Annotated in this window: 19 protein-coding genes; 1 reads left to right on the top strand and 18 read right to left on the bottom strand. The window is 73.6% G+C overall.

Translation table 11 applies throughout. The annotated features are described in order from the left end of the window. Positions 1 to 8 precede the first annotated feature (8 nt). The 3 genes from ABZ840_RS21570 to ABZ840_RS21560 form a co-directional block, all read right to left on the bottom strand. A complete protein-coding gene (locus ABZ840_RS21570; RefSeq protein ID WP_361561682.1) occupies positions 9 to 1,829 on the bottom strand; it encodes an MFS transporter in 1,821 nt (606 codons plus the stop codon). A gap of 228 nt (positions 1,830 to 2,057) precedes the next feature. After that, positions 2,058 to 3,488 carry a carboxypeptidase regulatory-like domain-containing protein gene (locus tag ABZ840_RS21565; RefSeq protein WP_361561681.1) on the bottom strand — a complete coding sequence of 477 codons (1,431 nt, stop codon included), beginning with the start codon at positions 3,486 to 3,488 and terminating at the stop codon, positions 2,058 to 2,060. Between the two features lie 231 nt (positions 3,489 to 3,719). Next, positions 3,720 to 5,033 carry an aminotransferase class I/II-fold pyridoxal phosphate-dependent enzyme gene (locus tag ABZ840_RS21560; protein ID WP_361561680.1) on the bottom strand — a complete coding sequence of 438 codons (1,314 nt, stop codon included), beginning with the start codon at positions 5,031 to 5,033 and terminating at the stop codon, positions 3,720 to 3,722. Positions 5,034 to 5,197: 164 nt separating this feature from the next. Between ABZ840_RS21560 and ABZ840_RS21555 the strand changes: the two genes are divergently transcribed. Next, positions 5,198 to 6,499, top strand: a complete 1,302-nt coding sequence (locus ABZ840_RS21555; protein ID WP_361561679.1) for a histidine kinase — start codon at positions 5,198 to 5,200, stop codon at positions 6,497 to 6,499. A 51-nt stretch (positions 6,500 to 6,550) separates the two neighbouring features. Here ABZ840_RS21555 and yicI read toward each other — a convergent pair whose 3' ends face one another. The 15 genes from yicI to ABZ840_RS21480 all read right to left on the bottom strand — a co-directional run bounded on the left by yicI (position 6,551) and on the right by ABZ840_RS21480 (position 24,618). Next, the gene (gene yicI / locus ABZ840_RS21550) at positions 6,551 to 8,878 is read right to left on the bottom strand and encodes an alpha-xylosidase (protein WP_361561678.1); all 2,328 of its coding nucleotides are present in this window, start codon (positions 8,876 to 8,878) and stop codon (positions 6,551 to 6,553) included. Positions 8,879 to 8,909: 31 nt separating this feature from the next. Further along, a complete protein-coding gene (locus ABZ840_RS21545) occupies positions 8,910 to 9,731 on the bottom strand; it encodes a carbohydrate ABC transporter permease (RefSeq protein WP_361561677.1) in 822 nt (273 codons plus the stop codon). Positions 9,732 to 9,737: 6 nt separating this feature from the next. Then, positions 9,738 to 10,637 (bottom strand): sugar ABC transporter permease, encoded by a 900-nt coding sequence (locus ABZ840_RS21540; protein ID WP_361561676.1) that lies wholly within the window; start codon positions 10,635 to 10,637, stop codon positions 9,738 to 9,740. An 8-nt stretch (positions 10,638 to 10,645) separates the two neighbouring features. Further along, positions 10,646 to 11,872, bottom strand: a complete 1,227-nt coding sequence (locus ABZ840_RS21535) for an extracellular solute-binding protein (protein WP_361561675.1) — start codon at positions 11,870 to 11,872, stop codon at positions 10,646 to 10,648. Positions 11,873 to 11,974: 102 nt separating this feature from the next. Then, complete coding sequence (locus ABZ840_RS21530; RefSeq protein WP_361561674.1) at positions 11,975 to 12,988, bottom strand: LacI family DNA-binding transcriptional regulator; 1,014 nt, start codon at positions 12,986 to 12,988, stop codon at positions 11,975 to 11,977. Between the two features lie 149 nt (positions 12,989 to 13,137). Next, positions 13,138 to 13,659, bottom strand: a complete 522-nt coding sequence (locus ABZ840_RS21525) for a pyridoxamine 5'-phosphate oxidase family protein (protein ID WP_361561673.1) — start codon at positions 13,657 to 13,659, stop codon at positions 13,138 to 13,140. Continuing rightward, the gene (locus ABZ840_RS21520; RefSeq protein ID WP_361561672.1) at positions 13,656 to 15,095 is read right to left on the bottom strand and encodes a cytosine permease; all 1,440 of its coding nucleotides are present in this window, start codon (positions 15,093 to 15,095) and stop codon (positions 13,656 to 13,658) included. Before ABZ840_RS21520 ends, ABZ840_RS21525 begins: the two co-directional genes overlap by 4 nt. A 58-nt stretch (positions 15,096 to 15,153) precedes the next feature. Beyond that, positions 15,154 to 16,170 carry an ROK family protein gene (locus ABZ840_RS21515; RefSeq protein ID WP_361561671.1) on the bottom strand — a complete coding sequence of 339 codons (1,017 nt, stop codon included), beginning with the start codon at positions 16,168 to 16,170 and terminating at the stop codon, positions 15,154 to 15,156. Positions 16,171 to 16,231: 61 nt separating this feature from the next. Next, on the bottom strand, positions 16,232 to 17,263 hold the full coding sequence (locus ABZ840_RS21510; RefSeq protein ID WP_361561670.1) for an iron-containing redox enzyme family protein: 1,032 nt from the start codon (positions 17,261 to 17,263) through the stop codon (positions 16,232 to 16,234). Beyond that, positions 17,260 to 18,873 carry a GMC family oxidoreductase gene (locus ABZ840_RS21505; RefSeq protein WP_361561669.1) on the bottom strand — a complete coding sequence of 538 codons (1,614 nt, stop codon included), beginning with the start codon at positions 18,871 to 18,873 and terminating at the stop codon, positions 17,260 to 17,262. The genes ABZ840_RS21510 and ABZ840_RS21505 overlap by 4 nt, the downstream gene beginning before the upstream one ends. Further along, positions 18,870 to 20,348, bottom strand: a complete 1,479-nt coding sequence (locus ABZ840_RS21500; protein WP_361561668.1) for a GMC family oxidoreductase — start codon at positions 20,346 to 20,348, stop codon at positions 18,870 to 18,872. Before ABZ840_RS21500 ends, ABZ840_RS21505 begins: the two co-directional genes overlap by 4 nt. Beyond that, on the bottom strand, positions 20,345 to 20,758 hold the full coding sequence (locus tag ABZ840_RS21495; protein ID WP_361561667.1) for a hypothetical protein: 414 nt from the start codon (positions 20,756 to 20,758) through the stop codon (positions 20,345 to 20,347). The genes ABZ840_RS21500 and ABZ840_RS21495 overlap by 4 nt, the downstream gene beginning before the upstream one ends. Further along, positions 20,755 to 22,176: an aminotransferase class III-fold pyridoxal phosphate-dependent enzyme gene (locus ABZ840_RS21490; protein ID WP_361561666.1), complete on the bottom strand. Its 1,422-nt coding sequence runs from the start codon at positions 22,174 to 22,176 to the stop codon at positions 20,755 to 20,757. Before ABZ840_RS21490 ends, ABZ840_RS21495 begins: the two co-directional genes overlap by 4 nt. After that, entirely contained in the window at positions 22,169 to 23,566 is a 1,398-nt protein-coding gene (locus tag ABZ840_RS21485) for an NAD(P)/FAD-dependent oxidoreductase (RefSeq protein ID WP_361561665.1), read from the bottom strand. The genes ABZ840_RS21490 and ABZ840_RS21485 overlap by 8 nt, the downstream gene beginning before the upstream one ends. Further along, the gene (locus ABZ840_RS21480; RefSeq protein ID WP_361561664.1) at positions 23,563 to 24,618 is read right to left on the bottom strand and encodes a glycosyltransferase family 2 protein; all 1,056 of its coding nucleotides are present in this window, start codon (positions 24,616 to 24,618) and stop codon (positions 23,563 to 23,565) included. The genes ABZ840_RS21485 and ABZ840_RS21480 overlap by 4 nt, the downstream gene beginning before the upstream one ends. Between the last annotated feature and the right edge of the window lie 23 nt (positions 24,619 to 24,641).

The raw sequence follows: 24,641 nt of genomic DNA, 5'->3' as shown, positions 1-24,641 counted from the left end.
CCCGGCTGCTACCTCTGTACCGCCGTCCCGCGTTCCGCCGCGGACGAGACGACCAGGTCGATGTCGACCGGGCGGTCCTCGCCGTGGTGCACGGCCGCCGAGGCCTGCGGGGAGTGGCCGGCGACCATGGCGGCCAGTACGTACGCGCCGCTGTCCGGGACGGCGACCGAGTAGCGGCCGTCGTGGCCGGTGAGGGCGGTACCGGCCCGGCGCCCGTGCCGGTCGATCAGTGCCACTCGGGCGCGGGCGACGGGGAGGCCGGCCGGGTCCAGGACGCGGCCGCGGAATCCGGCGGCGGGCGCCCGGGGCGCCGGTACCGGCTGGGCCGCCGAAACGGGCTGAGCCGCCGGGGCCGTGCGGGGCGCCGGGATCGCCGCGCCGGGCTGCTGCGGCCGGCTGATCTCGTCCTCGCTGCTGGCCAGCATCTGCGGTGCGGAGATCTGCCGGCTGCGCGGCAGGAAGACCGCGAGCAGCAGGCCGAGGGCGACCGCCGCGGTGGCGATGAGGAACGAGACGCGGAAGCCGTGCATGGTGGGGACCGCCGCGCCTCCCACGTGGTGCGCGGTGTTGGCGAGGACCATGCCGATGACGGCGCTCGACACGGACGTACCGATCGAACGCATCAGGGTGTTGAGGCCGTTGGCCGCGCCCGTCTCGAACGGGTCGACGGCACCGTTGATCAGAGCCGGGAGGGAGGAGTACGCGAGGCCGATGCCGGCGCCGACGATGACCGAGATGACGATGGTCTGCCAGGCGGCGCTCATCAGGCCGAGCCCGGCGCCGTAACCGATCGCGATGATCAGCATGCCGAGCATGAGGGTGAGCTTCGGGCCGTACCGCGCCGACAGCCGGGCGTAGACGGGTGCGGTGAACATCATCGTGAGGCCCAGCGGTGCCACGCACAGGCCCGCGACCACCATGGACTGGCCCAGGCCGTAGCCGGTGGCGGTCGGCAGCTGGAGGAGCTGCGGCAGGACGAGGGAGATCGCGTAGAAGGCGACTCCGACCATGATCGAGGCGAGGTTGGTGAGCAGCACCTCGCGGCGCGCGGTGGTGCGCAGATCGACGAGCGGGGCCTTCATGCGCAGCTCCATCAGGCCCCACAGGAGGAGGACGACCAGCGCGGCGGCGAAGAGGCCGAGCGTCGTACCGGAACTCCAGCCCCAGTCGCTGCCCTTGGTGATCGGCAGCAGGAACAGGACGAGACCGAGGGAGAGTCCGAGGGCGCCGGCGACATCGAAGCGGCCCTCGGCCCGGACACCGCTCTCCGGCACGACCACCAGCGTCAGCAGGATCGCCAGGACGCCCAGGCCGGCGGCGGCGAAGAACAGGGCGTGCCAGTCCGCGTGCTGGGCGATCAGGGCGGCGGCCGGCAGTGCGAGCCCGCCGCCGACGCCTATGGAGGAGCTCATCAGGGCCAGGGCCGAACCGAGCCGCTCACGGGGGAGTTCGTCGCGCATGAGGCCGATGCCGAGCGGGATGGCGCCCATGGCGAAGCCCTGGAGCGCGCGGCCGACGATCATCACGAGGAGGTCGCTGGTGAAGCCGCAGACCAGCGATCCCACGACCATGACCGCGAGGCTGCTGACCAGCATGCGCCGCTTGCCGTACAGGTCACCGAGCCGGCCCATGATCGGGGTCGCGACGGCGCCGGCGAGCAGCGTGGACGTCATGACCCAGGTGGCGTTCGACGGTGCGGTGTCCAGGAGGGTGGGCAGGTCCTTGATGACCGGTACGAGCAGCGTTTGCATCACGGCGACCGCGATGCCGGCGAAGGCGAGGACGAGGACGACTCCGCCTGTGCGTCGTTGAGCCATCGTCTGGGACATTGCCTGGGACCTCCGGGGACGGGAGCGGGCGGGCGGTGGCGAACGCACACCGCCGGTGGGCCCGCTGACGGGCCCACCGGTGAGCGGGTGTCGTACGTGGAGAACGAACTCGTGTGCACGCACGGGTATTCCGAGGAGCATCGTACGAAGGGAAGTATTTACCCTTCCATTACGTCGCTCACCTCGCCCGCGCCCTTCCTGCCCTCATCCCGCCCTTTTTGCTCCCGCTCAGGGTGTGGCGGAGGCCCCCGCGGATCCCGGCGGCTGCTCCGGCGGCCGCGGCCGCAGCACGAAGTCCTGGTGGGCGACGGTGCCGTCCCTGACGTACACCCGCTTGATGGACGGGATACGGCGCGGCCCGCCGGCGACGATGTTGACGAAGCCCTCCGGCAGCCCGGTGATGCTGTACGCGCCGTGCTCGTCGGTGCGGGTGCGCGTCAGCTGCCGTCCGTCGGTGGTGGTCACGGTGATCAGTACACCGTGCAGGGGCTGCTCCCCGGTGTCCCGGATGCGTCCGGTCAGCATCGGCTCGGACGCCCCGATGTAGTGCGTGGCCGCGCGCACCGGCATCGGGTGGGGCATCTCGAATGTCGGGTCCTGCACCGCCTCTTCCAGGTCGGACGGGGTCAGTTCCGCGTCACCGCCGGAGCGTGCCACGCGCACCCGGTGCCGCTCCCAGAAGTAGCCGATGCAGATCAGCACGGTCCCCGCGAGGATCCACAGGCTCAGTGCCAGCAGGGGGCGGAACAGCTCGACGCCGTCGAAGTACATCTCGTTGCGCAGCGCGTCGACCAGATTGCCCAGCGGCATGTACGGATGCAGCCAGCGGAAGAAGGCCGGCACCATCTCGACCGGGATCGCGCCGCCGCTGGCCGGCATGGAGAGCAGCACGAAGACGACGATGGCCACCCCGGGGAAGAACTGCCGGACGAACGGCACCAGTCCGTAGCAGGTCAGCGAGACGCCGAGGCTCAGCATGAACATGTACAGCAGGCAGACCGGCCGGTTCACGATGCAGTCCATCGCGAGTGCGATGTAGAAGGCGGCCACGGCCATCACGGCGCCGGAGGCGACGAAGGTGACGACCTTCTTCCAGCGGCTGAGGACGGTGGCCCGCAGCATCATCATCACCATGATGTACGACGGGATGGTGAGGCCCAGGCAGAGGTAGAAGAGGCTGGTGCCCATGGCGTCCTTGGGCGCGGTGGGCGCGAGCTCGATCTGCTTGAGGGAGGCGCCGCCGTGCTCGGCGATCGGCGTGAACACCTGCTGGAGCACGGCCTCGATCTCGAAGCCGCCGGCCTTGGCGGTGTAGAGGGCCGGACGGTCGGGGTCCGGGAGGTACGCGCCGGCGGTGCGGCGTTCGAGTACCGCGCTCCGGAGGGCTGCGTCACCGCCGCGTACCGGGTGCACCTCGAAGCCGCCCGGTACGGCCCGGTCGAGCGTCTGCTGGAGCTGACGGGCGGCCGGCGCCGGCACGGCCACTTTGATGTCGTGCGGGGTGGGGTTGTGAAAGGCCAGCAGGTAGCAGAAGAGGAAGCCGAAGAAGAACAGTGCCGGGAACCAGAGGCTGCTGACGAGAACCTTCGCCGTGTGCGTCCACCGCGGCTGCGGTTCGTCGTCGGCCGGTGCCGCGGCCTCTTGCTGTGTTTCGGACATGCCGTCCTTCCCTGACCGCGCTCACGCCGCCGGCCTCGCCCCGTACCGGGCGCGCCCCTTTTCGTGCGCGCCCGTCCGGGAGCCGGCCGTCGCCTCTCCGCTGCTGTGGGATCTCCGCCGGCAGGGTCCGGCACACCCGTTTTGCTGCACTCGGCCCAGCAGGTTGGCCCGCGCGGGGGCAGGCCCCGCGTCCGGCCCCTGTGTACGGACCCCGCCCCTCGCCGTTCTGCGTCAGTGGCCGCGGTCCGGTGCGGTGAGAGCGGTGAGCGCTTCCCGGAGGTGCGCGAGGGATGCTTCGATCCACGGCAGGGCCGGCGGGTCCGGCGACCGCAGCGCCGACCGGCGCTCGTCGGCCGTCTCGCCGTACAGCAGGCTCGTCGCCACCCGGGCCCGCAGCCTCTCGGGCGCGTCCCCGAAGGCCTCGCCCGCCAGCACCCCGACGCCGTGCCTCTCCAGGAGCGCTGCGGCGAGGCCCGCGCCGGTGGTGATGCCCTGTGCGGCGAGCACCGGCCGCATCGGCTCGAAGTCCGGGTAGAGGTAGAACCCCGCCTCGGGCGCCCGGCAGTGTGCCCCGGCGGCGGTGAGTTCGGCGTGCACGGCACGCGCGACGGTGCCGTGCAGCCGCCGGGCCGCGTCGATGTGTGCCCGTACCTCCGGCGGGTCCGCCAGGATGTGTGCGGCCGCGGCCTGCATGGGCGCGGCCAGGCTGGACCAGATCTCGCTGGCCACGCCGGTCAGGTCGCGCATCAGCCGCTCGCCCCAGGCGCCCGCCGGCACCCGCGCGAACCCGATCCGCCAGCCTCCCAGCGCCATGGACTTGCTCAGGCCGCTGGTGACGACCGTCCGCTCGGGCAGCCGGCGGACGGCGCTGGGAGCGCGCCGAGGCCCGGCCGACCCGCCCGCGTCCTGACCCGCCGAGTCCGCGTCCGGGCCCGCCGGGTGCAGGACCTCCGCGTAGATCTCGTCCGAGACGACCACGAGCCCGTGCCGTTCGGCGATCTCGCACACCGCGCGGACGTCCGCCTCGCGGGCGACCGTACCGGTCGGGTTGTCCGGCACGGTGAGGATCAGTACGCCGGGCCGCGCGCCGTCCGCCCGCGCGGCGGCCAGCGCGTCCTCCAGCAGCGCGGGGTCCGGCACTCCGCCCGCCGCGTCCGGCACCGGTACGTCGATGACCCGCTTGCCGGCCAGTGCGGCCTGCGCCGCGTAGCTGACCCAGGCGGGGCAGGGCAGGACCACGTCACCGGGGAGCGCGGCGAGCAGCGCGAAGAGCAGGGCTTTGCTGCCGGGCGCGAACAGCACCTGCTCGGGCCCGGTGGCCGTGCCGCGGCGGGTGAACCACCCGGCCGCGGCCGCGCGCGCCGCCTCCTCGCCCACCACGGGGCCGTACCCGTTGCGGCCCGCGGCGGCCGACAGCACCGCCGCGATGTCGTCGGGCACCGGCAGCCCGGCCTCGCCGAAGCCGAGGTGCAGGACCTTCTCGCCCGCGGCGCGGCGGGCCCGAATCGTCTCGTTGATGGCCAAGGTCGCCGAATGCATGGTCACGGCGCCCCACACTCCTCACGCGGATCGGTCCGTAGGGTCGCGGGCACGCCGCTCGACGCAATCCCGCTTGCGGCTCGAACGATACATGCAAGGAAATTTGCATTCGATGGGGTGGTGCGTCACCTGCTCCCCAAGAGGTAGGCCGCGCCGCCTATCCTCGCCGGGTGAGTACCAGCAGTCGCAGTCAGCACATCCGGCTCCCCCTCCGCTCCCGCCTGGTCGTACCGGAGGAGCACCGGACGACGGCGCCGGACGGCACCGGCCGGTCCCCGCTCCGGTCGCCGGCCGTCGCGGACGTGATGGTCACGGCGGCCGTCCTGGGGCTCTCGGTCTGGAACAGCCTCAACAACCCGTACATGGGCCCGGCTTCGCCGTGGGGCAACCTGCTCCTCTCCGCCGCGAGCGCGCTGCCCCTGCTGGCGCGGCGCCGGATTCCCGAAGCGGCACTGCTGGTCGCGCTCGTCGCGAAGGTGCTCCAGTTCGCGCCGTTCGTCCTCCCCTTCGCGTTCTACGCCGAAGGCGCCTACCGCGGACCGCACAGCCGCCGCACGGTCTGGATCACGGCGGTGGCGGGCCTGCTGGTGGCGCTCCCCAGGAACGCCGAGTCGTGGACGCATCCGCGGATGCTCCTCGGCGGGATCCTGGTCAACTTCGTCCTCATGGTCCTCGTGCCCCTGCTCCTCGGCCTCTACATCGGCGAGCGGCGGGCCGTGCTGGCCGGACTGGTGGAGCGCGCCGAACGTGCCGAGCGGGAGCAGCGGCTCCTCGCGGAGGCCGCGCGGGCCGAGGAGCGCCAGCGGATCGCCGGTGAGATGCACGACGTGGTCTCGCACCAGGTGAGCCTCATCGTGGTGCACGCCAACGCGCTGACCACCGTGGCCCACGACCCCAAGGTGACGGCCGAGGCCGCGGAGATCATCCGCACGGCCGGCCGCCAGGCCCTCACCGAACTGCGCGAGATGCTGGGCCTCCTCAAGAACGGACCCGGCCCCGAACCCGCCGCGACGGACGGGGACGGCGCCGCGGCGCCCGCCGACGCGGAGGTCGCCGCCGTCGACCGGATCGCCGCGCTGGCCGACAGCTCACGCGCCGCCGGGCTGTCCGTGGCCCTGCAGACCGAGGGCGCGCCCCGGCCGCTCGCCGAGCAGGTCGAACGGGCCGCCTACCGCGTCGTGCAGGAAGCGCTGACGAACGTGCACAAGCACGCGCCCGGCGCGCCCACGGACATCCGTGTCGCCTACGAGGCGAGCACGCTGTGCGTGAGCGTCACCAACGGCCCGGCGGCCCGCCCGGCGGACGCGTCCCCGGACGGCACCGAACCGCTGCTGCCCAGTGGCGGCCACGGCCTGATCGGCCTGGCGGAGCGGGTACGCCTGGCCGGCGGCGACCTCACGACGGGCCCCCGGGACGGCGGTGGCTTCCAGGTACACGCCACGCTCCCCGCCCCGGCGCGGACCGCCGGCTGACGGCCCGTACCGGGCCCCGGCCGGCGGACCACCGGCCCCTTCGGACCGGAGTCAGCAGTCCGCCGCGCCGAGGTGTGCCGACAGCTCCCGGACGCCCGGGGCCGCGGTCAGGAGAGTGCCGGACCCGGTGAGGAGGACGTGCCAGGGCCCCGGGGCCCCGGTCGCCTCGACACGGATCTCCGAGCCCTCCCGGCGGGTGCGGAAGACGGCGTCGGCGGCACCGTCCGGAGCCGGGACGCGCGTGGTCACCGCGTCGCCGTCGCGGAGCCGGTGCACCCGCAGCGTCACGTCGTGCCGCCAGTCGTAGACCGCGCTGTCGGGCACGCCCCCGAAGGGGAGGACGGAGCCGGGGCGTGCCAGCAGGGGCAGGCTGTCGAAGCCGAACCGCTCGCGCCGCCAGCCGGGGCCCCGGACCCGTTCGCCGGAGAGCAGGTGGGTCCACTCGCCGTCCGGTACGTAGTACTCCACGGTGCCGTCGGCGCTGAGTACCGGCGCCACCAGGAGGTCGTCGCCGAGCATGTACTGCCGGTCCAGGGTGTGGCAGGCCGGGTCGTCGGGGAACTCCAGGAGCATCGCGCGCATCACAGGTGTGCCGTGGGAAGCCGCCTGCTGGGCGGCCCGGTACAGGTACGGCATCAGCCGGTGCTTGAGCCGGGTGAAGTCGCGCGTGACGGCGACGGCCTCCTCGTCGAAGTCCCACGGCACGCGGTACGACGTACTGCCGTGCAGCCGGCTGTGCGAGGAGAGCAGCCCGAACTGCACCCAGCGCTTGAAGACCTCCGGGCTCGGCGTGCCCTCGAAGCCCCCGATGTCGTGGCTCCAGAACCCGAAGCCCGAGAGGCCCAGCGAGAGCCCGCCGCGCAGCGACTCGGCCATCGCGCCGAAGGTGGACTCGCAGTCGCCGCCCCAGTGCACGGGGAACTGCTGACCGCCGGCGGTCGCGGAGCGCGCGAAGAGCACGGCCTCGCCCTCACCCCGCGCGGCGGCCAGCGTCTCGAAGACGGTGCGGTTGTAGAGGTGGGTGTAGTAGTTGTGCATCCGGGCCGGGTCGGACCCGTCGTGCCACACCACGTCGGTGGGGACGCGCTCCCCGAAGTCGGTCTTGAAGCAGTCGACGCCCTGGCCGAGCAGCCCGCGCAGCTTGTCCGCGTACCACTCGCGCGCGCCGGGGTGGGTGAAGTCCACCAGCCCCATGCCGGCCTGCCACATGTCCCACTGCCACACACTGCCGTCCGGCCTGCGCACCAAGTACCCGAGGCGAGTGGCCTCCTCGAACAACGGGGACTTCTGCGCGAGGTAGGGGTTGATCCAGACGCAGATCTTCAGCCCGTTGCCGTCCCCGCCCTCCTTGCCGTCGCCGTGCTCGCCCTTGAGGCGCCGCAGCATGCCCTCCGGGTCGGGGAACACCTCCGGGTCCCAGGTGAAGTCGCACCACTGGTACGCGCGCATCCAGAAGCAGTCGAAGTGGAAGACGCCGAGCGGGATCTCGCGCTCGGCCATGCCGCGTACGAAGCGCGTGACGGTCTCCTCGTCGTAGGAGGTGGTGAAGGACGTGGACAGCCACAGGCCGAACGACCAGGCGGGCGGCAGCGCCGGGCGGCCGGTCAGCGCGGTGTAGCGGTCCAGGATCTCCTTCGGCGACGGGCCGTGTACCAGGTAGAACTCCAGGCTCTGGTCCTCGACGCTGAACTGGAGCCGGCCGACCGCCTCGGAGCCCACCTCGTAGGAGACATGGCCCGGGTGGTTCACGAAGACGCCGTAGCCGCGGTTGGTGAGGTGGAACGGTACGTTCTTGTACGCCTGCTCGCTGGCCGTGCCGCCGTCCGCCTGCCAGATGTCGACGCGCTGCCCGTTGCGGGTGAAGGGGGTGAAGCGCTCGCCCAGCCCGTACACCAGCTCGCCGACGTCCAGGGAGAGCTGGGCGAGGGAGTGGTGCGCGCCGTCGGGCGTCGTCGCGAAGCCGGTGCCGCGCGCCGCCACCGAGGTGAGGGTACGGCCGCCGGCGGTGAAGTCCAGCCGGTACGGTGCCGCCGTGTCGACCCGCAACGACAGCCCACCGGTGGTGAGTTCGAGCAGCGAGCCGTCGCGGTGGACCTTGCCGGCGGGGGTGCCGTCCGGGGCGGTGCGCAGGGCGAAGTGCGGGCCCCGGTCGGCCGTGCCCGCGTGGTGGGTGGCGCGGACGCCGATCACCCCTTCGACGGGTGAGAAGCACTCCACGGTGAGCAGCGGTGCGTTGAGGGTGTCGCCGCGGTGCCGGACGTGGCGTACGGCGGCGTAGAGGGTGAAGCGGTCGTCCGTGACGCGGGTGTCGGTGATCTCGGTGGCGTACGAGGCGTCTACGCCGTCCCGCATCAGCCAGTAGCCGTCGGTGAACTTCATCGGATGGACTGCCTTCCTTGTCGCGCGGTGGCTACTTGAGGGAGCCGCCGGCGATGCCCGCGGCGATGTACTTCTGGGCGACGACCAGCAGGACCGCCGCGGGCACCGCGGACAGCACGGCCGTCGCCATGACCGCGCCCCAGTCGCTGACATGGGCGCCGACGAACTGGTAGATGCCGAGCGTGACCGGCTTGACGTCGTCGGTGGTGTTGAGGGTCAGCGCGAACATGAAGTCCGACCAGGCGAAGAGGAAGGTGAACAGCCCGGCCGTGATGAGCGCGTTGCGGGACATCGGGAGCACGATGCGGACGAAGGCGGTGAAGCGGTTCGCGCCGTCGACCAGGGACGCTTCGATCACCTCGGCGGGCAGGGACACCATGAAGGCGCGCAGCAGCACGATGGAGAACGGCAGCCCCAGCGAGGCGTCGGCCAGGATCAGCCCGAGGTAGGAGTTGACCAGGCCCAGCTCCGCGTACGCGCTGTACAGGGCGTTGGCGATGACGATGCCCGGCACCATCTGCGTGATGAGCGTGGTGAAGACGATGGTGCGGCCGCCGCGCAGCGCGGACTGCGCCAGCCCGTACGCGGCGGGCGCCGCCAGCGCCAGACAGACGGCGACGGCACCGAGCGCGACGACCAGGCTGGTGAGCATCGAACGGCCCTGGCTCTCCAGCGCGAGCCGGAAGCTCGCCAGGCCCGGGTCGCTCGGGAACCAGTCGACGGCGATACCCGAAGCGGGCTGCAGCGCGGTGTTCACCATCCAGTACACGGGGAAGAGCAGCACGGCGAGGATCAGCAGCGCGGCGGCGGTGTTCCAGGCGCCGCGCAGCCGGCGGCCGGATGACGGGATCATCGGAGATCACTTCCCCTTGCCGAAGTCGGCGCGGTTCGCGCGCAGGTACAGCACGGCGAAGACCGCGCTGACCAGGATGAGGACGGTGCCGACGACGGCACCCTGGCCGAAGTCGAGCCGCAGGAAGGACAGTTGGTAGGTGACGGTGCCCAGGGTCTGGGTGGCGTCGGCCGGGCCGCCCCCGGTGAGGGCCAGGATCAGGTCCAGGATCTTCACCGTGGACATGAAGCCGAGGACGAGGACGACGGTGATCACGGGCCGCAGCATCGGCAGGGTGATGCTGCGGAACGCCCGCCAGGGACGTGCCCCGTCCAGCGCGGCCGCCTCGTACAGCTCGCGCGGTATCTCCTGGAGGCCCCCGTAGAGGATGACCATGTTGAAGGGGATGCCGATCCAGACATTGACCAGGACGGCGGAGAGCAGCGCCACGCTGGGACTGCTGAGCCACGGCACCCCGCCGTCCCCCGGCCCGAGGGCCTGCAGCGCGCTGTTCAGGACGCCGTGCTCCTGGTCGAGGATGCGCCGCCATACGACGGCCGACACCACCATGGGCACCAGCCACGGCAGCAGCAGTACGGCCCGGATCGGCCCCGCGAGCCGGAAGCGCCGGGAGAAGAAGACGGCCAGCGCCAGCCCGATGGTGAACTGGCCGGCCAGCGACCCGGCCGTGAACAGCGCCGTGTGCCACAGCGCGTCGGTGAAGAGCGGATCGGAGAGCACCGCACGCCAGTTGTCGAGCCCGTTGAAGGGGGCCTCGCCGGTGAAGTAGGTGGTGGGCGTGTAGTGCTGGAAGCTCATCAGGAGGTTGCGGACCAGCGGGTAGCCGAAGAAGGCCGCCATGTAGACGAGCGCGGGGGCGATGAAGAGCCAGCGCAGGAGGGCGGGACGCCGCGTGAGGGAGGTCATGGCCGCGCTCACTTCCCCGCCGACGCCTGCTGCTGGGCCCGTTCCAGCGCCTGCTCGGGGCTGCTCCGGCCGGTCAGTACGGACTGGAAGGCGCCCGCGAGGGCGTCCCCCACGACGGGCCATCGGGTGCCGACCCGGGCGGTGCGGGAGCGGGCCGTGGCGACCAGCTCGGTGAACGGCGCCAGCTTCGGGTTCCGCTCCGCGTAGCTGCGGGCAGCGGCAGTGCGCGTGGGAACGTTGTTGGTGGCCTGCCCCCAGGCAAGCTGGTTCGCGGGGGAGTTGAGGCAGTTCAGAATCTTCGCCGCGTTCCGCTCGCGCTCCGGGGCGTCGCTCTTCGGTACGGTCATGACGGTGCCGCCGATGGGCGCCACCGCGGTGCCGCCCGCCTTCGGCACGGGAATCGTGGCGACGGCCCACTTGGTCTTCTGCTGCGCGGCGAGCACCGGCACCTGCCACGGCCCGTTGATCATCATGGCGGCGCGGCCAGCGACGAACTGGTCGTTGACGTCCTGCTGGTTCCAGTTCACCACGGCCTTGGAGACCGAACGGTCCGCCACCAACTGCTGCCACAGCCCCAGCGCCGCAGCACCGCCACCGCCGTCGAGCCGGGCCTCGTCCCCGCCCGCCGACCAGAAGAACGGCAGGAACTGGTAGACCCCGTCGGCGTCCGGACCGGCGCTGAAGGCCAGCCCGTAGGTGCCGCCCCCGGTGAGCTTCCGCGCGGTGGTACGCAGCTCCGCCCAGGTGCGGGGCGGCTCGACACCGGCCTTCGCCAGCAGGTCGGGGTTGTAGTACAGCGCAAGGGAGTTGGCGGAGCGCGCCACGCCGTACCGGGTGCCTTGGTAGGACCCGAGGGAGACGGCGCTGCGGGAGAAGCCCGCGGCGGCCACGCCGAGGCCGGACAGCGGCCGCAGGCCGCCGGTCAGCGCGAACTGCGGCAGCTCCGAGCCGTCCAGCTCCAGGATGTCGGGGAGCGAGTGGGAGGACGCCATCCGCAGCGCCTTGGAGGACACCTGGTCGGCGGGGACGCTGAGCTGTTCCACGCGCAGGCCCAGCGGCCGGGCGCAGCGGTCGAAGAACTTCTGGTTCTTGTTGTGCTCTGCGGTGTCGGTGGCCGAGTTGAGCACGGTGACCGTGCCGGGGTCCGGCGCCGCGGCGCACCCGGTGAGACCGAGCGCGCCCGTGGCGACCGCCGTGACCACGGCGAGCACGGGTCTTGCTGCGCGGGAGTGCATGGGTGGGTTCTCCGTTCGGTGCGGCTCCGGGTACGACGGACTTGGCGTACGGCGCCACGACGGGCGCGGCGTACGGCCGAAAGGGTGTGTGGAACGGTTGCGTCAGGCGGTGGCCGCGCGTGGTGCGGTGCTCGCCCGTTCGGTCAGCCGCGGTGGCAGCAAGGTCGCGTCTGGCACCTCCCGGCCGTCCAGCTTGGCCATCAGCAGCTCGACGGACCGCTCACCCACCTCGGCGGCGGGAATCGCGACGGAGGTCAGCGGCACCGCGGCCCCTTCGGCGAACTCGTCCGGACACAGCGCGATCACCGACAGGTCCTCCGGCACGCGCATCCCCGCACCCCGGAACGCCTCCAGCAGCGGGCCGAGCGCCGGCTCGTTGTGCACGACGACCCCCGTGAGATCCGGGTGTTCGCGCAGCAGCCGGTCGACCGTCTCGCGCGCGGCCTGCGCCCCGGGCGCGCACGGCAGCACGGCCGAGGACATGCCGTACCGGTGTGCCGCCGCCGTGAAGCCCGCCGCCGTCCGCCGCGCGAAGCCGGTACCGCGTACGTACACCTCCGGCGGCGAGCCCAGCAGCGCAACACTGCGGTGCCCGAGCCGGGCCAGGTGCGCGACGCACTCCTCGCCGGTCGCCGTGAAGTCCAGGTCGATACAGGTCAGCCCGTCGGCCTCGGCGGGAAACCCGATGAGGACCGAGGGCAGCCCCAGGGAGCGGAGCAGTGGCACCCGGGCGTCGTGCAGCTGGACGTCCATCACCACCAGCGCGTCCACCAGCGCGCTGTCCGCCACCCGGCGCAGCCCGTCCTCGCCCTCCTCCTGCGTCAGCAGCAGCACGTCGTGGTCGTGCGCGCGGGCCGTGGTGACCACGGACGCAGCGAACTGCATCTGCACGGGCACATGGATGCCGCTGCGCAGCGGCATCACGAGCGCCACCACATTGGAGCGGCTGCTGGCCAGCGCCCGCGCCCCGGCGTGCGGCCGGTACCCCAGCTCGCGGATGCTCTCCTCGACACGGCGCTGAGTGGCAGCCGAGATCGACCGCTTCCCGCTGAGCACGTACGACACCGTGCTCGGCGACACTCCGGCGCGCCGCGCCACATCCGTGATCTTGACCATCCCGCTCTCCTCGCTGCCGCGCCCCGAAGACCGGCGTATCGAACCGTTTCGACAACCACCGTCGAAGCGATTCGCCGGGGAACAGTAGGGAGGGGGTGGGGGAGTGTCAATGGTGTGAACGCCGGTTCTCCCGGGGCGTTTTCACCCGCTCAGGGCGCCGCCTGTGCCGTGCTGAACGGCACAGTGACGCGGTACGGGACCGACGGGCCGTGGGTCGGGTGGGCTTCGGGGTGGAGGAGGAAGTAGGTGTGGGCGGTCGCGCGGTACATGCGTTTGGGTGCCGCGCTCAGGAACTCCGCAGGGCTTCGGGTCTTTCGGGCGCGGAGGGCCGGGTCGGGGTAGCGGTGGGTGTAGAAGGTGTCCAGGGCTGAGGGGAGGTCCGCTTCCGGGACGGTTTCCGCCGTGGCCGCCGCGTACAGGGCCTGGCCGTCGGCGTCCGCGGCGCGTGAGTCGTAGACCAGGAGGGAGACGGCGGCGTTCGCCGTGATGTTGCGTGAGTGCACCGCGTCGGACGCCGAGTACCAGTAGAAGCGGTCCGCGTCGTCCCAGGCGTAGGTGACGGGCACCGCCCACGGCACGCCGTCGGGGGAGGCGGTGCCCAGGGTGAGGTAGCGGTTGGCGCGCAGGAGCCGGGCGGCGGTACGGCAGAGGTCGTCGTGCACGGAAGTCATGGTGTGCTCCTCGGATCTGCGGTGACGGCCGGTGCGATCGGCGCCCCGTCCGGCCGGCGGCGCGCGCCGAGCCGCGCCAGCGCCCCGTACCCGGCGGCCGCCGAGACCAGGCCGACGGCCCAGGCCAGGTCGGTGCCGCCCAGGGCGTGGGCGACCGGGCCGGTGTAGGCGGAGGTGTGCATGAAGGGGATCTGGAGGGCGAAGCTCGCGGCGTAGACCAGGAGCGCGGGGGTGCGGAAGCGGCCGTAGACGCCGCCCGCCGGGGCGAAGAAGGAGGCCACGTCGTACGTGCCGCGCCGGACCAGGTAGAAGTCGACGAGGTTGATGGCGGTCCACGGGATCAGGACGTACTGGAGGACCGAGAGGAAGTCGGTGTAGGAGGCCAGGAAGGAGTCCTGGAAGGCCAGCGCCATGGTCAGGCCGGCGGCCAGCGGGGCGGCGATCAGGAGGGTGCGGGTGGCGCGGCCGGGCAGCCAGCGGTGCCGGAACGTCTGGACCGCGGTCACCAGGCAGAGCGCCGTGCCGTAGAGGTTCATCGAGTTGATGTGCACGACGACGGCGGCGAAGCCGAAGAGCACGACGGCGGACAGCGTGCCGCCGAGGACCGCTGCCAGACCGCTGATCGTGTCGTCCGCGACGGCCAGGCCCATGACCACACCGAGCAGCATCGGCAGCGCACTGCCCAGTACGCATCCCCAGTAGGTGCACCACAGCGTGGCGCGGCGCCCGGCCGTGTCCGACGGCATGTAGCGGGTGTAGTCCGAGACGTACGGCGCGTAGGCGATCTGGAGGAGGACGCCGGTCGCGGCCATGCCCACGAAGCCGGTGAGGGAGAAGTCGTCGTTCCCCGCCGCCCGTTGGAGTACGGCCGGGGCGGTCAGGACGCGTACGGCGCAGAGCGCGAGGAGGAGCAGGGCGAGCGCCGTCGCCCAGCGGCCGACCCGGTGGATGAGGTCGTGGCCGACCGTGGCGACGACCAGGCCGGCGGTGGCACACACCACCAGCCAGGCCGGGACGGACAGCGCGGGCACGACCTGATGGAGGGCCTGCCCGGCGATGACGAGGTTGGAGGCGAACCAGCCCGCGTACATGAAGACGACCAGCACGGTGACCAACAGGGCCCCGTGGCTGCCGAACTGGCCCCTGCTCTGGACGAGTTGGGGTACGCCGAGTCTCGGGCCCTGGGCGGCGTGCAGTGCCATGAGGAAGCCGCCGGCGAGGTTGCCCAGCAGGACGGCGGCGATGCCGGGCCACAGGCCGAGGCCGAAGACGACCGGCGCGAGGGTGCCGGAGACGAGGGTGAGGGGGCTGATGTTCGCGGCGAACCAGAGGGCGAAGAGGTCGCGCGGCCGGCCGTGCCGTTCGTCCTCCGGGACCGCGTCGATGGTGCGGCCCTCGATGAACCGGGCCGGGGAGGCGGGGCGTTGGCGTTTCATGGGGGCCTCTCGGTGCGGACGCGTGCCGGACGCCGGCCGGAGCCGGGCCCGGCCCGGGTCAGGGGAGGGAGCCTGCGGGCGCGACGGGGTTCGCGGCGGTGGACCGGCCGGCCCGCAGCAGGTCCCAGGCGAGCAGGCCGGCGCCGATGCGGCCCGCGCGTTCGCCGAGCGCCGCACGCACGATGTCGGGCAGGACCTGGAAGGCCACCCGGCGTTCCAGATGCCGCCGCAACGGCACCAGCAGCTGATCGCCCGCCTGGCTGACGCCGCCGCCCAGGACCAGCACGCCGGGGTCGAAGAGCGTCACCGCCGCCAGCAGCCCCTCGGCCATCGCGTCCGCCGCCTCGTCCCACACTCGGGCGGCGGCCGCATCGCCGAGGGCCGCCCGGCGCGCCACCTCGGCCGCGGTCACCGCGGGTTCCGCGTCGCCGTTCGCCGCCCCGCGCGCGGCGGCGTACCGCCGGGCGATCGCGGCGCCGCCCGCGAGCGTGTCCAGGCAGCCGCGCTGCCCGCAGCCGCACGGCTCGCCGCCGGGCCGCAGGACCAGATGGCCCAGCTCCGCCGAGCGCCAGTGGCTGCCGGCGAACGGCAGGCCGTCGAGCAGCACGGCGCCGCCGACGCCGGTGCCGACCGGGACGAAGAGCACCACGGGGTGGCCCCGGCCCGCGCCGAGCCGGGCCTCGGCGATGCCGCCGGAGCGCACGTCGTGGCCGAGCGCCACGGGCAGCCCGAGGCGCTCGGCGACCAGCCGCCGCAGCGGGACGTCCCGCCACTTGACCACCGAGGAGAACACCACCGTGCCGGCGTCCTCGTCGACCAGCCCGCAGGAGGCGATGCCCGCGGCGCGTACCGTGCTGCCGCCGGCCCTGGCCTCGGCCACGGCCTGCTCGGCGTGGTCCAGCACGGCCGCCAGCACGGCGTCCGGGCCGTCGGCCGGGCGGGTGGCGGAGCGGCGCTCGCCGGTGACGCTGCCGTCCGGGGCGACCAGCGCGGACTTGATGACCGTGCCGCCGACGTCCAGTCCGAGCACCCGGTCGGCGTCCGCCACGGGCGCCTGCTCCTCGGTACGGTTCACGGCGCCTCCTGATCAAGTGACAGCACGTCACCATTTAACGGGACGTGTGCCTTCCGGTCCCTTACCCCGCCTGCGGGCCGCGCCACCGTACGAGATGCCGGAGCAGATGGTCGTACTGCCGGGTCCCCGCATCGACGGCCAGGTGGGCGCCGCGCAGCACCTGGCAGATCTCGGCGGGCGTCAGCCGGGGCCGCTGGGCGCGCAGCCCCTCGGAGAGCTCCTGGCTGTGGCGGGGGTCGATACGGGTGTGCGCGGTGAAGTAGAGGCGGGTGTCCTCGTCGTGCAGGCCCACCCGGTCCATGCCCGCCAGCAGCTTCCGGAAGTGCGGCTCGACCCAGCTCTCGAAGACGAAGAAGCTGCCGTACGCGGCCTGGGTGCGGGACGGGCGGGTGAGCAGCGCCGTGAACAGATTGGAGGTGATCTTCGCGAACCAGGGGTGCGCGCTGCGGTACCGGGCCAGCTCCTCCCAGCCGGCGGCCGAGCCGAGCTGGCGGCGCAGCCAGTAGGTGTGGAAGTTCTCCAGCCGGCCGCGGCCGCACTCGTCCCAGAGGTTGGCGGCGGCGACCGCCTTCTGGCGGCCCTGGAGGCCGACCACCAGCAGCGCGACCTCGTCGTCCACGACCTCGTTGCGGATCAGTTCGCAGCGGATGAAGTACTCGATCTGCGGGCGGGTGGCCTCGGTGGCGAGATAGTCGAAGAGCGGGTGGGAGACGCCGCTGTTGTCGGCGGCCAGCTCGTCGAGGTAGTCGGCGGCCGCCTCCTGGCCGTCCGGTTCGGGCACCGGTGCCGGCCTGGCCCAGACGTCGATCAGCTCGCGCTCCAGCCGGGTCCGCGCCGCGAACAGGGCGATCTCCAGGTCGTCGTCGCGCGTCAGGGTGGCAGGCCCGTCGCGGTAGCCGAGGGACCGGGAGCAGAGCGTGGCCAGGTGTTCGTGCAGGAACCTGCCGTGCGCCTCGGGGTCGTCGCGGAGCCGGGCCAGCACCTCGGCCTGCGCGTCGGCCGGTGCGGACAGGAAGCGGGCCAGCTCGGGTGCGAGCCCCTGGAACGGCCGTACGGGCGGCCAGTACATGTCCTGCAGCGGTGCGGTGCTCATCGGGGTCCTCCCTGCACGGTGCCGGCCGGGCCGTCCGCGTGGGCCCGGACGCTGCCCGGCATGCGGGGGAGCAGCCCGTCCGCGACGCGCAGCGCGTTGGCGGCGATGGTCAGGCCGGGATTGACGGCCGCCGACGAGGGGAACCAGGAGCTGTCGGCGACCCACAGGTTGTCCAGGTCGTGCGCCTTGCACCCCGGGTCGACGACGCTGGTGGCCGGGTCGGTGCCGGCGGTCGCGGTGCCGCACTGGTGCGAGGTGACATCGATGCCCATGCGCCGGGCCGACACCAGCGGGTACCCGGCGCGGCGCATCATCCGCGCTGTCCTGCGCACCAGCTCGCGGTGGGGAGCGAGGTTCGCCGGGCGCCGGGCGATGCGGATGGCGCCGCTCGGCCCGACCGTGACGCGGTTGCCGGGGTCCGGCAGGTCCTCGCTGGTCAGGTAGAGGTCGACGCTGTGCCGGGTGAGGAACTCCAGCGCCGGGCCCGGCAGCCGGGGATGGAGCCCGCGGGCGGTGGCGGGCTGGAGCTTGCCGAGGGTCTGGACGTTGCCCAGCGGGCCGCGTGCGCCGTTCGCCAGGTACCAGTCGTTCAGGCCCAGGGTCTTCTGGAAGACGGTCCGGCCGGTGCGGCGGGGATCGGCGGCGACGAGGAAGGTGCTGTGGTGCGCCATGTAGCGGCGGCCGACCTGTCCGGAGGAGTTCGCCAGCCCTTCGGGCCGCCCCGTCCGCGAACGGAGCAGCAGAGCGGCGGTGTTCACCGCGCCGCAGGCCAGCACGTACCGGTCCGCGCGGATGCGCAGCTCGGTGCCGTCGCGGCGGGCTGCGGCGGCGGTCACCCGCCGCCCCGGCGGGTCGGCCAGCAGCCCGGTCACGGTCGTCCGGGTCAGCAGGGACACGTTGCCCGAGGCCAGTGCGGGCCGCAGCGCGCACACGTCCGCGTCGCTCTTGGCGTCCAGCAGGCAGGGGAAGCCGTCGCAGGTGGCGCAGCGCACGCAGGCCCCGCCCGGCCGCAGGTCGATGCCGGTGGGCAGGTCGAAGGGGGCCAGGCCCTGGGCGCGCAGCGCGTCGGCCAGCGCGGCGACGGCCGGTTCGTGCGGCACCGCCGGGTAGGGGAAGCCGCCGGACCGCCAGGGCTCGGTGGGGTCTTTGCCGGACGTGCCGTGCACCCGGTAGAGCCGCTCGGCCGCCGCGTAGTACGGCTCCAGCTCGGCGTACGAGAACGGCCAGGCGGGCGAGATGCCCTCGGCGTGTTCCACCGGCCCGAAGTCGGCCTCCCGGAAACGCGGCAGGGTGGCGCCGAAGACCTTGGTGTTGCCGCCGACGCAGTAGTGGACGTTCGGCTGGAAGCGCCGCCCGGTGTCGGCGTCGTACCAGTGCTCGGCGTTGCGGTAGCGCCGCTCGGTGAAGACCGCGTGCGGCGACCAGTTCGCCGCCTCCCGGGGCAGGAAGTCGCCGCGCTCGACGACGAGGACGCGGGCGCCGGAGTCGCGCAGCGCGTACGCCAGGGTCGCCCCGCCCATGCCGGCCCCGATGACCGCGACGTCGCAGTCCACTTCGGGCCCGGTGGGGCGCAGCAGTCCCGGCAGCTCCGGCGGGTGTGTGGTGTTCAACGCTGCCTCCTTGGCGGAGCCGTGAGGTACCGGGCGGCGATCTCGTGCGCGAAGGCCATGATCGTGCCCTGCGGGCTGACCCCGGTCGGGCCCGGCAGCACCGCGGCGTCGCACACCCGCAGATTGCGGAAGCCGTACGGGCGGCCGTCCGGGCCGCACACCCCGCCGCGCTCGGCCGGCCCCATCGGGCAGGACGCCATGGCGTGCACACAGACCAGGTCCCAGGTGCGCGGGTCGGTGCCGCGCGCGAACTCCTCGGCCGACCGCACCGAGTCCAGCACTCCGGGCGCCGGCGGGTACAGCTCCACCGCACCGGCCCGGAACAGCAGCCGCGCGGCCCGCACCAGCGCGAACCGCAGCAGGTCCACGTCGTGCGGCGCGAGCCGGTGGCGCAGCACGGTCCCCGCGCCGGGCAGCCGGCCGACGTGGATCCGGCCCGTCATCCGCACCTGCACGGTGAAGACCGCCGTCCGCGCGTAATCGGCCAGCATCGTGTCGACCACCGCCGGGCCCTGGCGCGTGAGCGCCGCCGCCAGGGTGCCGGGCGTGAGGTTGGCGGCCATGACGTGGACGCCCAGCCCGCCGAACTCGCCGACCTGGGCGGTGAAGATGGTGCCCCGCTCGGCGTGCAGCGCGGAGCCGAAGCGGGCCGGCAGCCGCAGGTTCACGTGGAAGGCCATACCGCGGCCCGCCGTCCGGCGGTGGATGCCGCTGCGCTGGAGAAGCGCGGCGCTGCCGACGGCCCCGGCGGCCAGGAAGACCGTACGCGGGCGGTACCGCACCGGTGCGCCGTCCGGTCCCACGGCCCGTACGGCGTGCACCGTGCCGCCGTCGTGGTCCAGCCGTACGACGCGTACGCCCGGTGCGATGCGTGCGCCGTACCGCTCGGCCTCCGGCAGGTAGGTCGTCGCCATGGTCCGCTTGGCGCCGGACGGGCAGCCGGTGGGGCAGCGGTTGCGGTGTGCGCAGCCCGGTGCCGCGCGCCGGGCGAGTGTCCAGCGCCAGCCCAGGCCCTCGGCGGCCGCGGCCAGCAGCCGGGAGTCCTCGTTGCCCGCGCCGTGCCGCTGCGGGGCCACCTCCAGCCGCCGGGAGATCTCGCTCAGGTGGCCGGTGAGGTGGCGGAGGCGGTAGCCGTCGGTGCCGAGGGCGTCGGCCCACCGGTCCAGCAGCCCGGCCGGCGGCTCCCACAGCAGGCCGCCGTTGACGACGGTGGTGCCGCCCACGCAGCGGCCCTCGCCGTACGGGATGACGGGGCTGCCGAAGACGGGGGTGAGCCCGGCGTTGCGGTACAGGCGCCGCAGGTTCTCGGCCGGTGCCGAGGCGGCCAGTTCGGCGGTGGACACCCGCGGGCCCTCCTCCAGGACGACGGGCCGGCGGCCCGCCCTGGCCAGCTCCAGGGCGGCGACCGCCCCGCCGGCGCCGGAGCCGATGACCAGCGCGTCGCACTCGACGGTGCGGGGTGTGCGGCCGCTCATGTCGGGGCTCCCGTCGGGACGGAGGGCGGCGCGGACGGCCGCGGGGCCGTGCCGCCGGCCACCCGGTCCGGGCCGCCGTCCAGCCCGCCGTACAGCGCCAGCGTCTCGGCCGAGCGCAGCAGCAGCGCGAACCCGGGCAGCCGCGCGAGGCGTTGGCTGCCGTACGCCAGCGCCTCGGGCCGGGACCGCGCCACGCGCACCCGGGCGACCAGCAGGAACGCGAGCGGCAGGAGGCGCAGTACGAGCCGGGCCGCGATCCGGTACGGGCGTGGCTGGACCCGCAGGCTGCCCGCCACATGGGCGGTGGCACGCGCGAGGACGTCGGGATCCCGCAGTACCGGGTGGCGCGCGGCCCACAGCGTCGGCAGTCCGGCGGCCGTCAGCGCCCGCGCCGGCGCGTCGGGCCTCACCGCCGGACCGCCCGGTCCTTGGCGAACGCCGCCAGCAGGCGCGGCGCGCCCTGCTCCAGCACGGCGTCCAGCGCCGCCAGGAACACCTCGACCTCCTTGTCCCCGGCCACCAGCGGCGGCGAGACGATCAGCGGCAGACCGTGGTTGGAGCCGTAGAACGTGAGCACGTCGTGGTCCCGGTACAGCGCGGCGATCACGGCTGCGGTGACCAGCTTCAGCCGCAGCCGCGGATCCCGCGCGAACGAGCCGGGCAGCAGCCGCAGCACCCGGTCCAGCGCCGGGTGGCCGGCCCGCAGGAACACGCCGTGCAGCGCGCCCCGTCCGGCCGTGCCCGCCACCAGGTCCGGGTGGCGGGCCGCGATCCCGGCCAGGCCGGCGGCCAGCCGTTCGCCGATCCGCACCGCGCGCCCCGGATAGTCGTCCTCGACCGCGATGGCCACCGCCTCCAGGGCCGTGACGGTCTCCTCCCCGAAGCCGTAGTAGGTGGTGCTGTGCAGGGTGGCGTCGGTGAGGTTGTCGTACGCGGCCCGGAACAGCGGCTCGCGCGTGACGTAGCCGGAGACCGACGCCTTGCCGCCGCCGAAGGACTTGGACGTGGTGAGCACGTCGGGGACGAGCCCCGGGTGGCGCATGAAGTGGAACAGCGTCCCCGTCCTGCCCCAGCCGGTGTACACCTCGTCGAAAACGAGCACGATGTCCCGCTCGGTGCACAGCCGCCGCACCTCGTGCAGGAACTCCCCGGAGCATTCGCGCAGCCCCGAGGCGCTGAACGGCTCCAGCACCACCGCGTACACGTCGCTGCCGCCGCCCCCGGTGGTGTGCCGTTCCAGCGCGAGGACGAAGGAGGCCAGGTCGTCGTAGGTGAAGGCGTCGGTGCCGGGCAGGCCGGGGTAGGGGAACGTCACCTCGGGCGAGGCGGTGAGGCTGCCCGCGCCGAGCAGCTTGCCGTGGAAGGCGATGTCGCTGTGCAGCACGGTGCCGCGGCGGCCGTGGTGGTACTTGTACGCCAGCTTCAGCGCGCCCTCGACGGCCTCGGCGCCGGAGTTCGGGAAGTAGCCGATGTTCAGGTCGCCGGGCAGCAGTTGCGCGAGGTTGTGGGCGAGCGCGGCGACGTAGGGCGAGAGGAAGTTCTTGTGCACCTCCATGGCCTGGTGTTCGGCGAAGCGGCGGCGGGCCGCGAGGATCCGCGGGTGGTTGTGGCCGTGGTTGAGGACGCCGATGCCGCCGGTGAAGTCCAGGATCCGCCGCCCGTCGCGCAGGGTGATCCAGCAGCCCTCGGCGCGCTCGGCCAGATCGTGTCCGAAGCCGAAGGAGCCGAGCAGCGACACCTGGCTGCGGCTGACGTAACGGCGGTACAGGCCGTGCACCTGACGTGGCGTCATGTGCAGGCAGTCCTCGGCGGTGAAGAGGTCAGTCATCTGCCGCTCCCGTGGTGGCCAGGGCGGGGTGCGCGGGCCGGGCCGCCGCCCGGACGCGGTCGGCGATCAGCCGGCCGGCCCGCTGCCCGCCCCGGAGGGCGTAGTTGGTGCCCCGGTCCTCGGGGAACACCTGGGCCATGCCGGCCAGGTAGAGGCCCGGTACGGGGGATTCGGTGGCGGGGACGGTCCGCGAGTAGTGCCGGGTGATCACCGGCTGGGCGTGCTCGGCGCGCCACACGTGGTACCGGCGCACCCACTCCTCCCGGAACGCGGGGAACATCCGGCGCAGATGGAGCAGGCTGTAGCGGTAGACCTGGTCGTCCGGCATCCGGTACAGCCCGGCGTCCGCCGGCAGGTACTTCGACAGGTAGACCACATGCCGTCCCCCGTAGTGCCGTGCCGGGTCGAGGTTGGTGTGCTCGATGACGCCGACGTAGGGGAAGCCGGGGTCGGTGACGTTGAGCCAGTAGGTGTCCGACAGCGGCCGGTCGTTCTCCAGCACCAGGCAGATGTTGGCCAGGTACGGGACCGCCGCGAGCTGCCGCCGCAGGCCCGGCACGGCCGGATGGGCCGCTGCCTGTCCCGCGAGGAAGCCGGCGGCGGGGCCGGGCGCGGTGGTCACCAGCACCCGCCGGGCGGCGTGCAGCGTGCCGCCCGCCCGTACCCCTGTCACGCCCCGCGGCCCGACCAGTACGTCCGTGACCGGGCAGGACGTACGGATGCGCACCCCCAGCCGGGCCAGCTCCGGCAGCCACGCGGCCAGCAGCGCGCCGCAGCCGCCGCGCAGGTAGTAGAGCACTTCGCGCCCGGCGCGGCTGCGGCTGCCGCCGCGCAGATGCAGCTTGGTCCACATCCAGGTGGCGCCGACCTCCGGCGCGTACTCCCCGAACTTGCCCTCCAGCAGCGGCCGCCAGACCCGGTCGTAGACCCGGCGTCCGGCCAGCCCCACCAGCCACTCCTCGGCCGTCAGCGCCTCCAGCTCCCGCCAGTGCCGCACCCGCCCGGCCCGCAGCACCGACCGGCCGAGCCGGAACCGGTCGGCGACCGGCAGCGGCGCGAACCGCGCCACGTCCAGCGGCGTGGACAGCCGGTGGACGGAGCCCGCGTGGTAGAAGCCGGTACGGCCCGGGTGCCGCTCGACGAGGTCTGCGCAGCCCAGCTCGGCGCAGAGCCGGAAGATGTCCGTGTCGGAGGCGAACCAGTGGTGGTAGAAGCGCTCCAGCTGCCGCCCGCCGACCGGGAAGGTGCCCGCGAGGCCGCCCACCCGGTCGTCCGCCTCCAGGACCAGGCAGCGCAGCCCCGCCCGGCCCAGCTCGTGCGCCGCCGCGAGCCCGGTGAACCCGGCGCCCACCACGACGACGTCCCACTCGCGCCCGTCCGCGGCGCTCATCGTGCCGCCCGGGTGCGGGCCACCGGCAGCGGCAGTACGGCCTCGGCGCCCGGCTCTCCCGCCCCCGCCGGGCCGTCGGACTGCGGCGGGTGCCGCTCCAAGAGGACGTACGGCGGGCGGCCGCGCAGCTCGCGGTGGACCAGCCGCAGGTACTCGCCCAGCAGCCCCAGCAGCACCGCCTCGCAGCCGAACGTCCAGGCCGCCAGCGGCAGCCGGTGGCGGCGCACCGCTGCGGTCATGGCCGCGCCGCCCAGCCAGGCGAAGCCGACCACCGCCGGCATGCGGGCGGGCGCGGGGGAGCAGGACACCAGCCCGCGGCGGGAGAGGTCGGCCATCTTCCGCAGCGAGTACTTGGAGCGGCCGGCCGGGCGCGGCAGCCGTTCGTAGCCCACGCTGGTCTCCGGGAAGCCGGCCCAGCACACCGATCCGCGCAAGTACGGCTCGCCCTCGGGCAGTTCGGTGAGCAGCCGGACGACAGCCCGGTCCAGCAGCCGGAAGTCGCCGGTGTCCAGCGCCACCGGCTGGTCGGCGAGCGCGGCCAGCAGCCGGTAGTAGACGTGCGCGGTGACCCGCTTGAAGGGGGTCTCCCCGGCGCGTGAGGTCCGCCGGGCCGACACCACCGACCAGCCGGCGCGCCACCGTGCGACCAGCTCGGGGATCAGCTCGGGCGGGTCCTGGAGGTCGGCGTCCATGGTGATCACCGCGTCCCCGGCGGCCGTCCGCAGTCCGGCGAGTATCGCCTGCTGGTGACCGAAGTTCCGGGTCAGCCGGACGAGCCGGACCGCGGGGTCGCCGCCGGCGAGCGAGGTGAGCGTGCGCCAGGTGCCGTCCCGGCTGCCGTCGTCGACGTAGACCACCTCGTGCGCGCAGTCCGGGAGGCCGAGCAGCACGGTGGTGAGCCGGAGGTGGGTGCGCTCCAGCACCGCCTCCTCGTCGAAGCACGGCACCACCACGCTGATCAGCGGCGGCCGGCCGGGGGCCGTGCCGGCAGCACCGGTCGCGCCGGCGGTGCGCGGACTCCCGGGGGCCGCCGGGAACGGGATCGAGGGCATGTCGTCTCCTCCCCTTCGAGCGG

The organism is Streptomyces sp. NPDC047117 (assembly GCF_040643545.1).
Classification (GTDB): Bacteria; Actinomycetota; Actinomycetes; order Streptomycetales; family Streptomycetaceae; genus Streptomyces.
The sequence above is the reverse complement of the archived record's forward strand: the minus strand, read 5'-3'. Positions and strand labels throughout refer to the sequence as shown.